17 protein-coding genes and 1 pseudogene are annotated in these 15,021 nt (G+C 42.7%); 5 read left to right on the top strand and 13 right to left on the bottom strand.

What is annotated here, in order from left to right; translation table 11 throughout:
- Window positions 1–492 precede the first annotated feature (492 nt).
- The 4 genes from AACQ38_RS13790 (at window position 493) to AACQ38_RS13775 (ending at window position 3,772) form a co-directional block, all read left to right on the top strand.
- Entirely contained in the window at window positions 493–702 is a 210-nt protein-coding gene (locus tag AACQ38_RS13790; protein ID WP_011147465.1) for a helix-turn-helix domain-containing transcriptional regulator, read from the top strand.
- Between the two features lie 82 nt (window positions 703–784).
- On the top strand, window positions 785–1,747 hold the full coding sequence (locus tag AACQ38_RS13785) for an ABC-three component system protein (protein ID WP_165578370.1): 963 nt from the start codon (window positions 785–787) through the stop codon (window positions 1,745–1,747).
- Between the two features lie 71 nt (window positions 1,748–1,818).
- Window positions 1,819–1,989, top strand: a complete 171-nt coding sequence (locus tag AACQ38_RS13780; protein ID WP_339367050.1) for an ABC-three component system middle component 8 — start codon at window positions 1,819–1,821, stop codon at window positions 1,987–1,989.
- The gene (locus AACQ38_RS13775) at window positions 1,976–3,772 is read left to right on the top strand and encodes a DUF2326 domain-containing protein (protein ID WP_165578369.1); all 1,797 of its coding nucleotides are present in this window, start codon (window positions 1,976–1,978) and stop codon (window positions 3,770–3,772) included. Before AACQ38_RS13780 ends, AACQ38_RS13775 begins: the two co-directional genes overlap by 14 nt.
- Window positions 3,773–3,863: 91 nt before the next feature.
- Here the strand turns inward: AACQ38_RS13775 and AACQ38_RS13770 are convergent.
- The 12 genes and pseudogenes from AACQ38_RS13770 to trmJ form a co-directional block, all read right to left on the bottom strand.
- Window positions 3,864–4,256: pseudogene (locus AACQ38_RS13770) on the bottom strand (enhanced serine sensitivity protein SseB C-terminal domain-containing protein); the annotation flags it as partial.
- Window positions 4,257–4,321: 65 nt separating this feature from the next.
- On the bottom strand, window positions 4,322–5,617 hold the full coding sequence (pepB, locus tag AACQ38_RS13765) for an aminopeptidase PepB (protein WP_165578367.1): 1,296 nt from the start codon (window positions 5,615–5,617) through the stop codon (window positions 4,322–4,324).
- A 20-nt stretch (window positions 5,618–5,637) separates the two neighbouring features.
- Window positions 5,638–5,808 carry a hypothetical protein gene (locus AACQ38_RS13760; protein WP_207631863.1) on the bottom strand — a complete coding sequence of 57 codons (171 nt, stop codon included), beginning with the start codon at window positions 5,806–5,808 and terminating at the stop codon, window positions 5,638–5,640.
- A gap of 117 nt (window positions 5,809–5,925) precedes the next feature.
- Window positions 5,926–6,126, bottom strand: a complete 201-nt coding sequence (gene iscX, locus AACQ38_RS13755) for a Fe-S cluster assembly protein IscX (protein ID WP_011147472.1) — start codon at window positions 6,124–6,126, stop codon at window positions 5,926–5,928.
- A gap of 18 nt (window positions 6,127–6,144) precedes the next feature.
- Entirely contained in the window at window positions 6,145–6,480 is a 336-nt protein-coding gene (gene fdx, locus AACQ38_RS13750) for an ISC system 2Fe-2S type ferredoxin (RefSeq protein ID WP_011147473.1), read from the bottom strand.
- Between the two features lie 2 nt (window positions 6,481–6,482).
- Window positions 6,483–8,333, bottom strand: coding sequence for a Fe-S protein assembly chaperone HscA (gene hscA, locus AACQ38_RS13745; RefSeq protein ID WP_165578365.1), 1,851 nt, complete (start codon window positions 8,331–8,333; stop codon window positions 6,483–6,485).
- Window positions 8,334–8,344: 11 nt separating this feature from the next.
- Window positions 8,345–8,866 carry a co-chaperone HscB gene (gene hscB / locus AACQ38_RS13740; protein ID WP_165578364.1) on the bottom strand — a complete coding sequence of 174 codons (522 nt, stop codon included), beginning with the start codon at window positions 8,864–8,866 and terminating at the stop codon, window positions 8,345–8,347.
- A 37-nt stretch (window positions 8,867–8,903) separates the two neighbouring features.
- Window positions 8,904–9,227, bottom strand: coding sequence for an iron-sulfur cluster assembly protein IscA (iscA, locus tag AACQ38_RS13735; protein WP_011147476.1), 324 nt, complete (start codon window positions 9,225–9,227; stop codon window positions 8,904–8,906).
- A gap of 102 nt (window positions 9,228–9,329) precedes the next feature.
- Window positions 9,330–9,716 carry a Fe-S cluster assembly scaffold IscU gene (iscU, locus tag AACQ38_RS13730; RefSeq protein ID WP_011147477.1) on the bottom strand — a complete coding sequence of 129 codons (387 nt, stop codon included), beginning with the start codon at window positions 9,714–9,716 and terminating at the stop codon, window positions 9,330–9,332.
- A gap of 24 nt (window positions 9,717–9,740) precedes the next feature.
- Window positions 9,741–10,955: an IscS subfamily cysteine desulfurase gene (locus tag AACQ38_RS13725; RefSeq protein WP_058589113.1), complete on the bottom strand. Its 1,215-nt coding sequence runs from the start codon at window positions 10,953–10,955 to the stop codon at window positions 9,741–9,743.
- Window positions 10,956–11,004: 49 nt separating this feature from the next.
- Complete coding sequence (gene iscR / locus AACQ38_RS13720; protein ID WP_011147479.1) at window positions 11,005–11,499, bottom strand: Fe-S cluster assembly transcriptional regulator IscR; 495 nt, start codon at window positions 11,497–11,499, stop codon at window positions 11,005–11,007.
- A gap of 86 nt (window positions 11,500–11,585) precedes the next feature.
- Window positions 11,586–12,311, bottom strand: a complete 726-nt coding sequence (gene trmJ / locus AACQ38_RS13715) for a tRNA (cytosine(32)/uridine(32)-2'-O)-methyltransferase TrmJ (RefSeq protein ID WP_011147480.1) — start codon at window positions 12,309–12,311, stop codon at window positions 11,586–11,588.
- Between the two features lie 133 nt (window positions 12,312–12,444).
- On the opposite strand from trmJ, the gene suhB reads away from it, so the two are divergent.
- Window positions 12,445–13,248, top strand: a complete 804-nt coding sequence (gene suhB, locus AACQ38_RS13710; protein WP_011147481.1) for an inositol-1-monophosphatase — start codon at window positions 12,445–12,447, stop codon at window positions 13,246–13,248.
- 102 nt (window positions 13,249–13,350) lie between these two features.
- Here the strand turns inward: suhB and treC are convergent, their stop codons facing one another.
- Window positions 13,351–15,012: an alpha,alpha-phosphotrehalase gene (gene treC, locus AACQ38_RS13705; protein ID WP_165578363.1), complete on the bottom strand. Its 1,662-nt coding sequence runs from the start codon at window positions 15,010–15,012 to the stop codon at window positions 13,351–13,353.
- Between the last annotated feature and the right edge of the window lie 9 nt (window positions 15,013–15,021).

The raw sequence follows: 15,021 nt of genomic DNA, 5'->3' as shown, positions 1-15,021 counted from the left end.
TATTAAAACAATCTAAAAAATAATGAAAATTCGTATTAACAGATAACGAACACTTTATCTATTCTGTAAGTTTATTCCTGAAAAAATAAAATTATATTTATTGTAAAAAATATAAATGTCAATTGAAAACTATTTTATTTATTTAAAAGATAAGAGGTTAATATATAATGTAGGAGCCGAGTTATTTACAGGTTGTCAGGATTTGAATTTATTTGTTTCGTTATTATCTTTAGCATTGAATTTTACTATTATTTTCTTGGTTTTTAATTTATTAATTTAAACCTCCGATTTAATATTATCCTATTATATATAAAATAAAATTGGATTATAATTATAACTTTCTGATTTTTAGTTTATTCATTATAGTTAAAGGATAGCCTATTGATGAATAGACTATCCCAGTTTTTTAGCTAAGATTACTATTTATAGTTTATATCTTTTAAGCTACAGTACACTAACTTCTGATAACAAGTTAAAAGGGGGGTAGGAAAATTGGGTAAATCTGTAAAAAACAAGAGTGCTATTGGACACCTTAACCCAGAATTGAATGAGAGCAGGAAAACTCAAGATGTTCGTTTGTTACTGGAAACTGCAAGACAAGTTGCCAAGGCGCATGGTGGATTCTCCTTTATTGCCAAAGAGACTGGTTTATCTAGAGAATCTCTCTACAAAGCACTCTCAGCAACAGGAATCCGACCATAAGAACTCCGTGTTCATCATTAAATGCGATTGGAATGCGGCTTGAAATTATCCCTATTAAACCAACAGGGGAATTTATAGATAAATGAAGTATGCTTATGAAGATTTGGGTGACGACCAATTTGAGCAACTGATCGTTTTTTTATGCCAAGAACTACATGGGATTGCCGTACAAGGCTTCTCGAAAGGCCCCGATGGCGGCAGAGATGCCAAGTTTATAGGTACCAGCGCTCTTTATCCCAGCATATCTGCACCTTGGAGTGGCACCACCATTATCCAAGCAAAACATACTAACGGGTACAACAAGCTCTTTTCGGAGTCTGATTTCTACAACCCTGATGGCAACTCAAGTGTTTTAAGTAAAGAAATTGTCAGGATTAAAAAGCTACGAAATGCGAAACAATTAGATCACTACATGTTGTTTTCTAACAGGCGGCTGGCAGGTAATGCAGAAAGTGAGATAAGATCCTATTTAGCAAAAGAGTGCGATATACCCGAATCCTCTATTTGCCTTTGTGGTATAGAATTATTGGAAACATGGCTTAAATCTTTTCCGAAGGTTGCTGGGAGAGCTGCTCTTGATCCGGTGGACTCCCCTTTAATCGTAAGCCCCGACGATCTTTCTGATGTTGTATACGCTTTAGCGGCTCAGCAAAAAAAAGGTTTATCTACGAAAGACGATCCACCAACCCCCAGAATACCCTATAGTCAGAAAAACCAAATTAACAACATGAGCAACGAATATGCTGAAATATTAAGAAGGAGATATCTGAAAGAGACAGCTCAAATTAAAGCTTTTCTGGCTGCACCGGAAAATGCAGAAATTATGCAGCTCTATGAAAATGTAGTTGAAGAGTTTCAACTTAAAATAATTGCAAAAAGAAAGGAATATCAAAACTTTGATAGCGTAATGAATTACCTTTTCGATCTTCTTTTGGGAAGGGATCCTGTTCTAAAAAAGCATAGACGACTTACTAAAATAATGCTTTTTTACATGTATTGGAATTGCGACATCGGTAGTGAAGAAGAATATGCTGCGACCAACTAAACATTCCCATCCAGACAGAACAGTAATCAATGTTGCTTTGATTATTATTTCACGTCTTAAAGGATTGAGAATTGAGAATTGAGAATTATAGCGACCTGCTGAGCTATACAAAGAAAGCAGTTTCCGGTGGTGATGTATTGTTTCTCCCAGCTCTAAACTTTTTATTTATTATGGGTATCATTGAATATCGTCCTAAAACTGATGCCATTGAATATGTAGCTAATAACAATGAAACTATCTAAGATTTATTCAAACAAGCCATCTCTTTTTGAGCCCATTGCTTTTCACGAAGGGCTTAATGTTATATATGGTGAAATTCGGCTCCCAGAAAACAAAGAAAAAGACACACATAATCTAGGGAAAAGCACATTGGGTCGTGTGATAGACTTCGCACTATTATCTAGGCGAAATACAGACTTTTTCCTATTTAAACACCCTGACATATTTAATCAGTTTGTCTTTTTTCTTGAGATCGAACTAAAAGATTCAAGTTTCTTGACTATCCGTAGGGATGTTGCCCAACCCTCGAAGATATGCTTCAAGAAACATCAAGAAAAAAATCAAGATTACTCTCTTTTGCCTACAGATCAATGGGATCATGAAGATGTCTCTTTTGATAAAGCCAAAGAGCTGCTAGATAGTTTACTTGATCTTAGCGTGATAAAACCCTGGAGTTATCGCAATAGTCTTGGATACCTTATTCGATCTCAGGATGATTATAGCGATGTTTTCCAATTGAGAAAGTTTCGTTCCAAAGATGCATCATGGAAGCCCTATCTCTCTCATATACTCGGATTTAATGCAGAGCTTATAAAAGAACACTATAAAAAAGAAAAAGCTCTGGAAGAGAAACAGACAACTGAAAAAGCGGTAAAGAAAGAGTTGGGGGGGTCACTCGAAGACATCAGTAAAGTTGAAGGTATTTTGCTATTAAAGAAGAAAGATGCGGAGAAGAAACAGGAACTTCTTGATGCGTTTGATTTTCGACAACAAGACAAAGAGAAAACAAAAGTACTTGTTGAAGAGATAGATGAAGAGATCGCAAGTCTTAATCAGGAAAGATATTCGTTAAATCAGAATAGAAAGAAAATCCTAAAATCCTTAGAGGAGGATAAAGTTTTATTCAATACTGAAGAAGCTGAAAAGCTTTTCAATGAGGCAGGCGTGCTTTTTAGCGGTCAGATAAAAAAGGACTTCGAACAACTGTTAGGATTTAATAAAGCGATAACTGAAGAACGATTTGGATATCTGACCGAAGAAAAGTCAGAAATTGAAGCCAAATTGAGAAGCATAAACACTAGGCTAAACGAACTAGGAACACGTCGTTCGAAAAGTTTGTCATTCTTAAGTGACACAGAGGTTTTTTCCAAATATAAAATTCTCTCAAGAGAACTCGTTTCCTTACGTGCGGATATTGAAACTCTAGAGAGACAAAAGGCACATCTACACAAGTTGCAAGAGCTTAGAACTGAAATTCGATCGCTTTCCGAAGAGTGTAGTCATTTACAATCCAAAATTGAGAATAATGTTGAGTCTCAGAACTCCGATCAAGCTAGCATTTTCTCTCAAATTCGGCTCTATTTTAGTGAAATTGTTGATACTGTCATTAGCCGTAAAGCATTGCTCAGTGTATCTCCAAATCGAGAGGGACACTTGCAATTTAAAGCGGAAATTCTTGATGAATCAGGCAACGCAACGAGTGCAGATTTAGGACATACTTATAGAAAGCTGCTATGTATCGCTTTTGATTTAGCTGTACTAAGAGTTCATAAAGGTGAGAAATTTCCTCATTTTGCCTTTCATGATGGAGTATTCGAGTCTTTGGATAATAGAAAGAAAGAGAATTTATTGGCTATTTTACGCGATTACGTTGAATTAGGTATTCAGTCTGTTATCACACTAATAGATTCAGATCTTCCTACTAGATCTCCTAAAGAGCTGCCAGTGTTTGACAGTACAGAAATTGTTCTTCAACTGCATGACGAAGGAGAATCTGGTCGGCTTTTCAAGTTAAAAACCTGGTAAAAGTTATTGAGCTTGACTACCAGATACAGATAAAGCTGCTATACCCGTTATCTTTCAAGATGACGGGTATATATTATCACCCGCTAAATAATCACTTATTCATAACCGGAATGCTTTCACGTAACCAACTGCCTAATTTACGCTGGTAAAATGGCTGCGTATGCTGAATCAAATAATGGCTGATGCCACTCTCTTTTTCATCAACTAAACAGAAGTCAATCGGCTCTTCTTCCGATGTGTATTCACAAGCAATAGTGCCCGCTTCATGGATCAGTTGCTCAATTTCGTCTGCGGTGCCATTGATTTCCAGTCCAATTAATAAATTGGGGTTTTCATCCACATTTTTATCATGAACCTGAATGATAAAAGCACGGCGAACAGGTTTACGTTGGCTAAATAAACTGACTAAAGCTTCAATGAGCGGTGAAGGATATTCTTCCGGTTGGCTAAGCGTTAGCTTACTACTACTTGGAACATCAATTTCAACCGAAATTAATTCACTTAATGAACCCATAAAAATCTCCAATCAGTTTTTTAGATAAAATAAATTTATTTCGCCTTCGCCAACAATAAATTAGCAATTGAACGAACTCCATAACCCGTTGCCCCAGCGGACCAATGTTCTACCGCAGATTTACGATAAGTTGCCGAGCAATCAATGTGAATCCAACCTTTTTGGTATTCTTCCACAAAGTGAGACAGGAAAGCCGCCGCGGTACTGGCACCCGCAGTATGCGGTGACGCAGCAACGTTGTTCAAATCAGCAAAATTCGAGGGCAGTTGGCTACGATGGAATTCAGCTAATGGTAAACGCCAGAACAGTTCATTCTCGGATGCAGCCGCCGTCAACAGATCAGCCGCCAGTTTGTCATCAAAGCTGAGTACAGAGTGGTAGTCATTACCCACAGCCGTTTTCGCTGCACCAGTCAAGGTTGCCGCATCAATGATTAATTTCGCTTTCTCTTTGCTGGCATCAATTAAACCATCAGCCAGCACCAGACGACCTTCCGCATCCGTATTCATCACTTCAACAGATTTGCCATTACGGTAATGAATAACATCACCCAGTTTAAAGGCGTTACCACTGACCATGTTATCCGCTATGCAGAGGAACAGTTTAACTCGCTGTTTCAAGCCACGACTGATTGCCAGCGCCAATGCACCTGTCAGAGTTGCGGCTCCCCCCATATCCGATTTCATGGAATCCATAAAGGAAGATTGTTTCAGGCTGTAGCCGCCAGTATCAAATGTGACGCCTTTACCTACCAGACAGGCAAACACCGGCGCTTGCGGGTTGCCAGTTGGGTTGTAATCCAACGCCAACAAAATAGGATCACGCGAAGAACCACGGCCAACGGTGTGAATACCCGTATAACCCTGCTCACGTAAATCTTCGCCTTTAATAATGCGATAACTTACTGATTCACAAGCCATACCACACATCAGGTCAATCGCACGCTTCGCCAATTGTTCCGGCCCAAGCTCTTCCGCTGACATGTTGATGGTGTCACGTACCCAGTCAATAATTTTAATTCTGCTTTCCAATTCCTGTTTTTCAGCCGCTGGCAATTGAGGCCATTCAATAGAACGATTACCTTTCGGCGCACGGAAGCCTTGCCAGAAAGCCCAACTTTTCTCTAAATCCCAACCTTCGCCCACCAGAGCCACATGACGAATTCCCTGCCCGTCAATTTTACGCCCGGCACGTTGCACTGCCACTAATTTACCTTTACCAACCAGGTGAACTATCACCCCTTGCTCACTGGAACTAATCAGCGCTTTTTCACCCCAGCAAGCTGCTGCTGGTTCATAAGACAGTGTTATTGGCATGATTTGTTTAGTCATTCTTTTCTCACCTCTTATTATTACCGCTTGATGGCAGTGAGGAGCTTATTCAAGCTTCTATACCCGTTATCTTTCAAGTTGCCTCTTTGTTGGCTGCACTCACTCACCCCGGTCACATAGTTACCTATGCTCCCGGGGATTCGTTCCCTTGCCGTCGCGATCCATCTTGAAATCCATTGGGTATTACCCACATAATTCTTCGCCTGCCAGATATTCACCCTACAAAAAAACCGGCCAAAGCCAGTTTTTCATTGAAGAGCAGCCTAACTTAAAACGATGACAGATAAATAACAAATTAATGCTATTTGTTATTCAAACTCATCCAACCAAACGAGCAGAATCGATTCTAAAATCTTTTCATTGGATTTCTCAGCTACATCATCAAAATCGTCCAGCTCGCAAATCCACTGATGCATATCAGTAAAGCGAACGGTTTTTGGATCTACCTCTGGAAATTTGTCATATAGCGCTTCACCGATTTCGCGGCTGTTAGACCATTTCAGGCTCATTTATTTTTCTCCTGCCAATCAGTGCTCACGGGCATGGTTAATGGTGTATTTTGGAATTTCTACCACCAAATCTTCGTCAGAAACTTTAGCCTGACAACTCAGACGACTTTCTGGTTCCAGCCCCCAGGCTTTATCCAGCATGTCATCTTCCAGTTCAGAACTCTCTTCCAGTGAATCGAAACCTTCACGAACGATGCAATGGCAAGTTGTGCAAGCACAGGATTTTTCACAAGCATGCTCAATTTCAATCCCATTACGCAATGCAACATTCAGAATGGATTCCCCCTCTTTGGCTTCCAGAACTGCACCATCAGGGCAAAGATCGTTATGAGGTAAAAATACAATTTTCGGCATAATTAAATCTCGTCCACAGAATGGCCCGCCAACGCTCGACGAATAGATGAATCCATCCGACGTGCAGCGAATTCCTGCGTTTGCTTATCCAGTTGTTTAATCGCGTTTTCAATAATTTCAGGATCATTGCCCTGAACGCTTGTTATAAGTGTTTCTACGGCAGCATCAATTGCCGCCTGTTCTTGTTCATTCAGTAGATCGGCATCTTTTTCTAATGCGCTGGTGACACTTTCCAGTACCCGCGCCGCTTCAACTTTTTGTTCTGCCAGTTGGCGTGCATTGATATCTTCCTGAGCATTTGCCATAGAATCTTTTATCATACGAGCAATTTCTTCATCAGATAAGCCATAGGAAGGCTTCACCTGAATAGAAGCTTCGACACCAGTGGATTTCTCCAGCGCACTGACATTCAACAAGCCATCAGCATCTACCTGGAAAGTGACCCGGATATGGGCCCCACCAGCCGGTAATGGCGGAATACCACGTAGGGTAAAACGGGCCAGCGAACGGCAATCACTTACCAATTCTCTTTCCCCTTGCACCACATGAATACTCATTGCACTCTGGCCGTCTTTGAAGGTGGTGAATTCCTGCGCTTTGGCAACCGGAATGGTCGTGTTACGCGGGATAATTTTTTCAACCAAGCCCCCCATCGTTTCCAGCCCAAGTGAAAGCGGAATCACATCCAACAGCAGCATGTCGCTATCTGGCTTGTTACCCACCAGAATATCCGCCTGAATCGAAGCACCCACAGCCACCACTTTATCTGGATCAATGGAAGTCAGCGGTTCGCGGCCAAAAAATTCGCCAACCCTATGACGAACCAACGGCACACGGGTCGAACCACCCACCATAACCACCTGTAGAACCTCATCCGCAGAGACTTCTGCATCTTTCAATGCCCGGCGACTTGCCAGTAAAGTCCGTTTTATCAACGGGGTTATCAGGGCTTCAAATTCGCAACGGGTGATTTTACCTTGCCAGCCAGCAATGTTTATCTCTGCAATATCAGCATCACTCAAGGCGATTTTTACCTGAGTAGCCATATCCAGTAGCTGGCGTTGCAAACTATGGTCATCTCGACTGCCAATCCCCGCTTGTTCACGGATCCAGTCAGCCAGTATTAAATCGAAATCATCACCGCCAAGGGCTGTATCACCACCCGTTGCCAACACCTCAAAGACACCGCGGCTTAGCCGGAGAATAGAAACGTCAAATGTTCCGCCACCTAAATCATAAACGGCGATCACACCTTCCTGACCAGAATCCAGTCCATAAGCAATCGCAGCCGCAGTCGGTTCATTAAGTAAGCGCAAAACATGTAACCCGGCTAAACGCGCCGCATCTTTTGTTCCCTGACGCTGTGCATCATCAAAGTAGGCCGGAACAGTGATCACAACACCATCAAGCTTACCATCCAGTGTTTCTTCTGCACGCTGCACCAGCGATTTAAGAATATCCGAGGAAACCTGAATGGGATCGACCAAACCCGTTGCGGTGTTAATTAACGGTAACCCGTTTTCACTCGCTTGAAATTGATAAGGAAGATTTGGATAACGTTGCTGAATGTCAGCCAGAGAGCGTCCCATCATACGTTTTACTGAACTGATGGTATTCGCAGGATCATACGCAGCCTGTTGACGGGCCAGCCAACCAATTTCAGGACCCTTTTCATGGTAGCGAACAACCGAAGGAAGCAGGTAACGCTCTTCACTATCCATCAATGCTTCCGCTTGCCCACTGCGAACAGTGGCAACTAATGAATGTGTCGTGCCTAAATCAATACCGACAGCTAAACGACGTTGATGTGGTGCAGCGGATAAACCCGGCTCGCTAATTTGTAATAAAGCCATATACGCCTTCCTTAAAAGTCGTCCAGTAAACGTTCTTCTAGTTGCTCAACCTGCTGTTGCAATTTATCCAAAAAACGTAATTTACGCACCGTATCGGCTGCTTGTTCCCACTGCTGTTCATCCAATTGCTGCACCATTAGCTGACTACGGGTTTTAATCATCCCATTCAGGCACGCAGCGAAATCAGCCAATGCCACTTCTGGATTAGCTTTGTCCGCAATACATTCCAATTCTTCCCGCAACATAAGCTGTTCCATCAGGAAAGCATTGTCATTCATGGCGTGCTGTTCATTGGCTAAATCAAAACCATGCAGAGAGAGCATATATTCAGCGCGTTTCAGTGGATGTTTAAGCGTTTGATAACCGTCATTGATAGTCACTGCCTGCTGCAATGCCAGCGTTTTTTCACGCTCTGGCTGACTCGCAAAACGATCCGGATGAAACTGACGCTGCAATTCTTGATAACAGCTTGCCAGTTGTTCTCGATCAACAGCATAACGAGCCGGCAGCCCAAATAAAGTGAAATAGTCCATAATCTAAACTTACTCTGGATTTGGCCGAAAAACGGAATTAAACGTTAAAACTCTCTCCACAACCACATTCGCTGGAAACATTTGGGTTGTTGAATTTAAAGCCTTCGTTAAGGCCCTCTTTAACAAAATCCAATTCCGTACCATCGAGATAGACCATGCTCTTGCCATCTACGATAACTTTGACACCCTTATCTTCAAATACAGTGTCATCTTCGTTAATCATATCGGCAAATTCAAGCAGATAGGCCATACCTGAGCAGCCTGATGTTCTGACGCCCAGACGCAAACCAACACCTTTTCCACGGTGACTCAGGAATGACGAAACGCGTTGTGCGGCACTTTCTGTAAGGGAAATTGACATACAACAACCTCACTTATTAAAACCAGCAAAGGCGGATACCGGATGGTATGTAACAACCCGTATCCACCAAATTTTTTTCTATTTTGTTATTATCAAGGGCAATTATCTGCCCTGGCGTTTACTTTTGTAATCCGCAATCGCTGCTTTAATCGCATCTTCTGCCAGAATAGAACAGTGGATTTTCACTGGCGGCAATTCTAATTCATCGGCAATTTCAGTATTTTTAATCGCTTCTGCCTGCTCCAGAGATTTGCCCTTCATCCATTCAGTAACTAAAGAGCTGGAAGCAATCGCAGAACCGCAACCGTAAGTTTTGAAACGCGCATCTTCAATAATGCCTTCATTATTGACTTTGATTTGCAGTTTCATCACATCACCACACGCAGGGGCACCGACCATGCCGCTGCCAACCATTGGATCTTCACTATCGAAAGAACCGACGTTACGTGGATTTTCATAGTGATCAATTACTTTTTCGCTGTAAGCCATGTTATTACTCCTGAAACCGTCTGATTAATGATGAGACCATTCGATACTATTTAGATCCACACCTTGTCTAAACATTTCCCACAGTGGAGAAAGTTCACGCAAGCGGCCAATAGATTTGTGAATCAATTCAATGGCGTAGTCGATCTCTTCTTCTGTCGTAAAGCGCCCTAAAGAGAAACGGATAGAGCTGTGAGCCAGTTCGTCATTCATTCCCAACGCACGCAATACGTAGGAAGGCTCCAAGCTGGCAGAAGTACATGCAGAACCCGAAGAAACCGCCAGATCTTTTAATGACATCATCAGTGATTCACCTTCAACATAGTTGAAGCTGACATTCAGAATATGCGGCGCACCGTGCTCTAAATCCCCGTTAAGGAAGACCTCTTCAATATCTTTGATCCCCTGCCACAGACGCAACCGCAGACCACGCAGACGCTGAGATTCACTCTCCATTTCCTGCTTGGCAATACGGTAAGCTTCACCCATACCCACAATCTGATGAACAGGCAAAGTACCAGAACGCATCCCACGTTCATGACCGCCACCATGTTGTTGTGCTTCAATACGAATGCGGGGTTTACGGCGAACGTACAGTGCGCCAATCCCCATCGGCCCGTAAATTTTATGGGCGGAGAAAGACATCAGATCGACTTTCAATTTGGTTAAGTCAATTAGCAGCTTGCCTACGCTCTGAGTAGCATCAACATGGAAAACGATACCGCGACTACGGCACATTTCACCGATAGCAGCAATATCCTGTACCACGCCAATTTCATTGTTAACATGCATGATAGAAATCAGAATGGTGTCATCACGCACCGCAGCTTCCAGATCGTTTAAATCAATCAACCCGTTGCTTTGAGGTGCCAAATAGGTAACTTCAAACCCTTCACGTTCCAATTGACGGCAAGTATCCAGCACCGCTTTATGTTCGGTTTTGCTGGTGATGATGTGTTTGCCCTTTTTCTGGTAAAAATTAGCCGCCCCTTTAATGGCAAGATTGTCAGATTCCGTTGCGCCAGAAGTAAAAACAATTTCTCGCGGATCCGCACCCACTAAATCAGCAATCTGATTACGGGCAATATCAACCGCTTCCTCAGCCTGCCAGCCAAAACGATGTGAACGAGAAGCGGGATTACCAAATATCCCGTCCCTGGTCAGATAGTTCATCATCTTTTCAGCAACACGCGGATCAACCGGTGTCGTTGCTGAGTAATCTAAATAAATTGGTAATTTCATTGGTCACATGCTCCCTACTTCTAATACTTCAATTCATCACAAGTTCTGCTTATGGGCGCAGATTGACATTAATTGTTTCTTGTGCTCTGCCGTTAGGTGCACGGCGTTTATCGTTATCCTGGCGACCAGCAACATCCAATACTTCTTGGTTATTGACCAATTCTTCTAAACTGATACTGCTCAGGAAACCGGTAATACGATCACTTAAATCGCGCCATAAAGCATGAGTCAGACAGCGATCACCGCCCTGACACCCTTCTCTACCCTGACAACGGGTAGCATCTACTGATTCATCAACTGCGAAAATCACTTCGGCAACAACAATTTCACTGGCATCTTTGCCCAATAAGTAACCACCACCCGGACCACGGACACTTGAAACCAGACCATTTTTGCGCAGGCGAGAAAATAACTGTTCAAGATAGGAGAGGGAAATACCCTGACGTTCAGAAATGTCGGCCAATGGTACCGGACCTTCTTGTGAGTGTAACGCCACATCAAGCATGGCAGTTACTGCATAACGCCCTTTAGATGTCAATCTCATAAATGAATTACCCCGTGGTGAAATATGAAGAAATTGTGTCATTCCTGAGTATTTTAGTCAACTATTTAACCTAGTAATTTACTCAACTATTTCTTCGCCCATTTTTCAACGGAGGACAAGATGCCACGCAGAATATTCAGTTCCTGCATTTCAGGCCGGGCACGGGTAAAAAGGCGTCTCAATCTATTCATTATTTGACCTGGGTGTGCTTTTCTAATAAAACCTGAATCATTTAACACACATTCAAGATGATGATAAAAGCGTTCCATATCATCAGCTAATGGATATTCCACTTCATCGGTTTTTTGCTCAGTTTTATCCTGACGCGCCAAATAGGCCATACGGATTTCATAACTGACAAGCTGAACCGCCATTGCCAGATTTAATGAACCGTACTCCGGGTTAGTTGGGATATTCAGGTGATAATGGCACTTCTGCAATTCTTCATTGGTCAACCCTACCCGCTCACGGCCAAAAACAATGGCAACCGACGCATGTTCAGCTTGTTGAACACTACGTTCACCACATTCACGAGGTTCAACCATCGGCCATGATAACGTTCTTGAACGGGCGCTGGTCCCAATCACCAAGCCGCAACCCGCCAGCGCTTTATCCAAACTATCGACAATCGTCGCATGACCAATAACATCACTAGCACCCGCAGAAAGTGCAATCGCATGAGAGTCTGGCTGAACTAAAGGATTAACCAGATAAAGATTGGTTAATCCCATTGTTTTCATTGCCCGGGCGGTTGACCCCATATTTCCGGTGTGGGAAGTTTCAACCAGGATAATGCGGATATTTTCTAACATGACAACTTCTGAATAGTCTGGATAGTTATAAGAATCAAATATCTTAACACAGCATTAGTCATTTTTCCGAATTACTGCTATACTACGCGCCGATTAATTACCCGTTCTTTAACATCCTGGTGGAAGATATCCCATGCATCCGATGCTGACTATCGCCATACGCGCAGCGCGTAAAGCCGGCAACCTAATTGCCAAAAATTATGAAACTCCCGATGCGGTTGAAGCTAGCCAAAAAGGCAGTAACGATTTTGTTACCAATGTTGACAAAGCCGCAGAAGCACTCATTATCGACGTTATTCGCAAATCTTATCCTAAACACTCGATTATTACCGAAGAGAGTGGCGAGCTTTTAGGCGAAGAGGCTGATATTCAATGGGTAATCGATCCACTGGATGGCACGACTAACTTTATCAAACGCCTCCCTCACTTCGCCGTCTCTATTGCGGTACGCATTAAAGGCCGTACTGAAGTTGCAGTTGTTTATGACCCAATGCGTAATGAGCTTTTCACCACAACCCGAGGTCAAGGGGCACAGTTGAATGGCTACCGTCTACGTGGTACCAATGCCCGTGATCTGGATGGCACCATTCTGGCAACAGGTTTCCCATTTAAAGCAAAACATCATTCCACTGTTTTTATTAATACTTTAGGTAAATTATTTGTTCGTTGTGCTGACTTCCGTCGTACAGGCTCCGCCGCACTGGATCTGGCTTATGTTGCGGCTGGTCGGGTGGATGGTTACTTTGAAATTGGCCTAAAACCGTGGGATTTTATGGGTGGCGAACTGTTAGTTCGTGAATCTGGCGGTATCGTAACTGATTTCGTTGGCGGTCATAATTATATTCATTCCGGCAACATTGTTGCAGGTAATCCACGCGTTGTTAAAGATATTTTGGCTGAAATGCGTGATGAATTATCAGAAGCATTGAAACGTTAATTCAAGTAAATCCTAAATAAGAATTGACGGATGGTAATTTAGGTAGACCGCAAAAAACGCGGTCTACCTTACGATTCATTTAACTAACAACAAAGACCGTTGTTACTCCGCTAACCAGTAAACGGCTTCATAAGGCTGTAGCTGCATATCTTTTGCAGGTACATGGTTTTCAGGATAGTTCCCCATCAATTTAACCCATGAGCAATCGGATAAAGAAGCGTCCAGCGACCATTTCTGCACTTCAACACTGAGATTAGCAATAACCAACAACGTCTGATTTTCCCAACGACGCACATAGCACCAAAGAGAAGGATGAGATGGTAATAAGTCTTCATAGCTGCCATAAGTCAATACAGGATATTCCTTACGCAGCTTGATTAAACGTGCATAACAATGGAAAACTGAATCATCATCCTGCATCGCATTTTCAGCATTCACATCCTGATAATCACTATTCAGCGCTATCCACGGCTCTCCTTGAGTAAACCCTGCATTAGCAGTCGTATCCCACTGCATTGGCGTTCGCCCATTATCACGAGATTTCTTCGCTAAGACCGATAAGATTTGCTGTTTATCATTGCCCTGCTCAATCTTCTCTTGATAAATATTTAAACTTTCTATATCCCGGTACTCTTCAATATGAGAAAAGTGAGGATTAGTCATCCCCAGCTCTTCTCCTTGATAGATATAAGGGGTTCCCTGCATACCATGTAGTACCATTGCTAACATTTTAGCGGACGGCACCCGCCAAACACCTTCACCGCCAAAGCGTGAAACAATACGCGGTTGATCGTGATTACACCAGAACAGCGCATTCCATGCCCGTTCGTACATACCTTGCTGCCACTTGGCAAAAATTTTCTTCAATTCAATAAAATCAGGTGGCGCTGCAACCCATTTCTCACCATTGGGGTAATCGACTTTTAAGTGATGAAAAGCAAAAACCATCGACAACTCTTCACCATCCAATGAAGAATAGCGATGACAATGTTCCAGTGAAGTAGAAGACATTTCCCCAACCGTCATCACTCCGGCAGGCTGGAATACCTCTCTGTTCATTTCTTGCAGAAATTCATGAATACGCGGGCCATCGGTGTAGAACTGACGCCCATCCCCCTGAGTTGACTCAGGGAAGTCTTGCTGTTTAGAAACCAAGTTAATGACATCCAGACGGAAGCCATCAACACCAAGGCCAGCCCAGAATTCACAAATCTTTTTCAATTCAGCCCGTACTGGCTCATGTTCCCAATTTAGATCAGCCTGCTCAACAGCAAACAGGTGCAAATAATACTGTTGGCTTGCTTCATGCCACGCCCAAGCATTGCCACCAAATTTCGACAACCAATTATTGGGCGGGGTTCCAGGTACCCCATCCCGCCAAATGTAATATTGCCGATAAGGGCTATCAATATCCTGTGCTTGTTTAAACCACAGATGTTGAGTCGATGTATGGTTGAAAACAATATCCACGATGATACGGATATCACGTTGATGTGCCTCATCAACCAAACGCTTAAAATCATCCATTGAGCCGTAAGCCGGATCAATCGCATAATAATCAGCGACATCATAACCATTATCTACCTGTGGTGAGAGGTAAAAAGGCGTCACCCAAATAGCGTCTACGCCCAGTTTCTTCAAATAATCAAGCCGGTAAGTAATGCCGTTAAGATCGCCCGTTCCGCTACCCGTCGTATCCTGGAAACTCTTAGGATATATCTGATAGATGACACCTTGTAACCACCACGGAATGATTTTGTCCATCAAAAACAC

The organism is Photorhabdus sp. RW14-46 (assembly GCF_963887965.1).
Taxonomy (GTDB): domain Bacteria; phylum Pseudomonadota; class Gammaproteobacteria; order Enterobacterales; family Enterobacteriaceae; genus Photorhabdus; species Photorhabdus laumondii.
The sequence above is the reverse complement of the archived record's forward strand: the minus strand, read 5'-3'. Positions and strand labels throughout refer to the sequence as shown.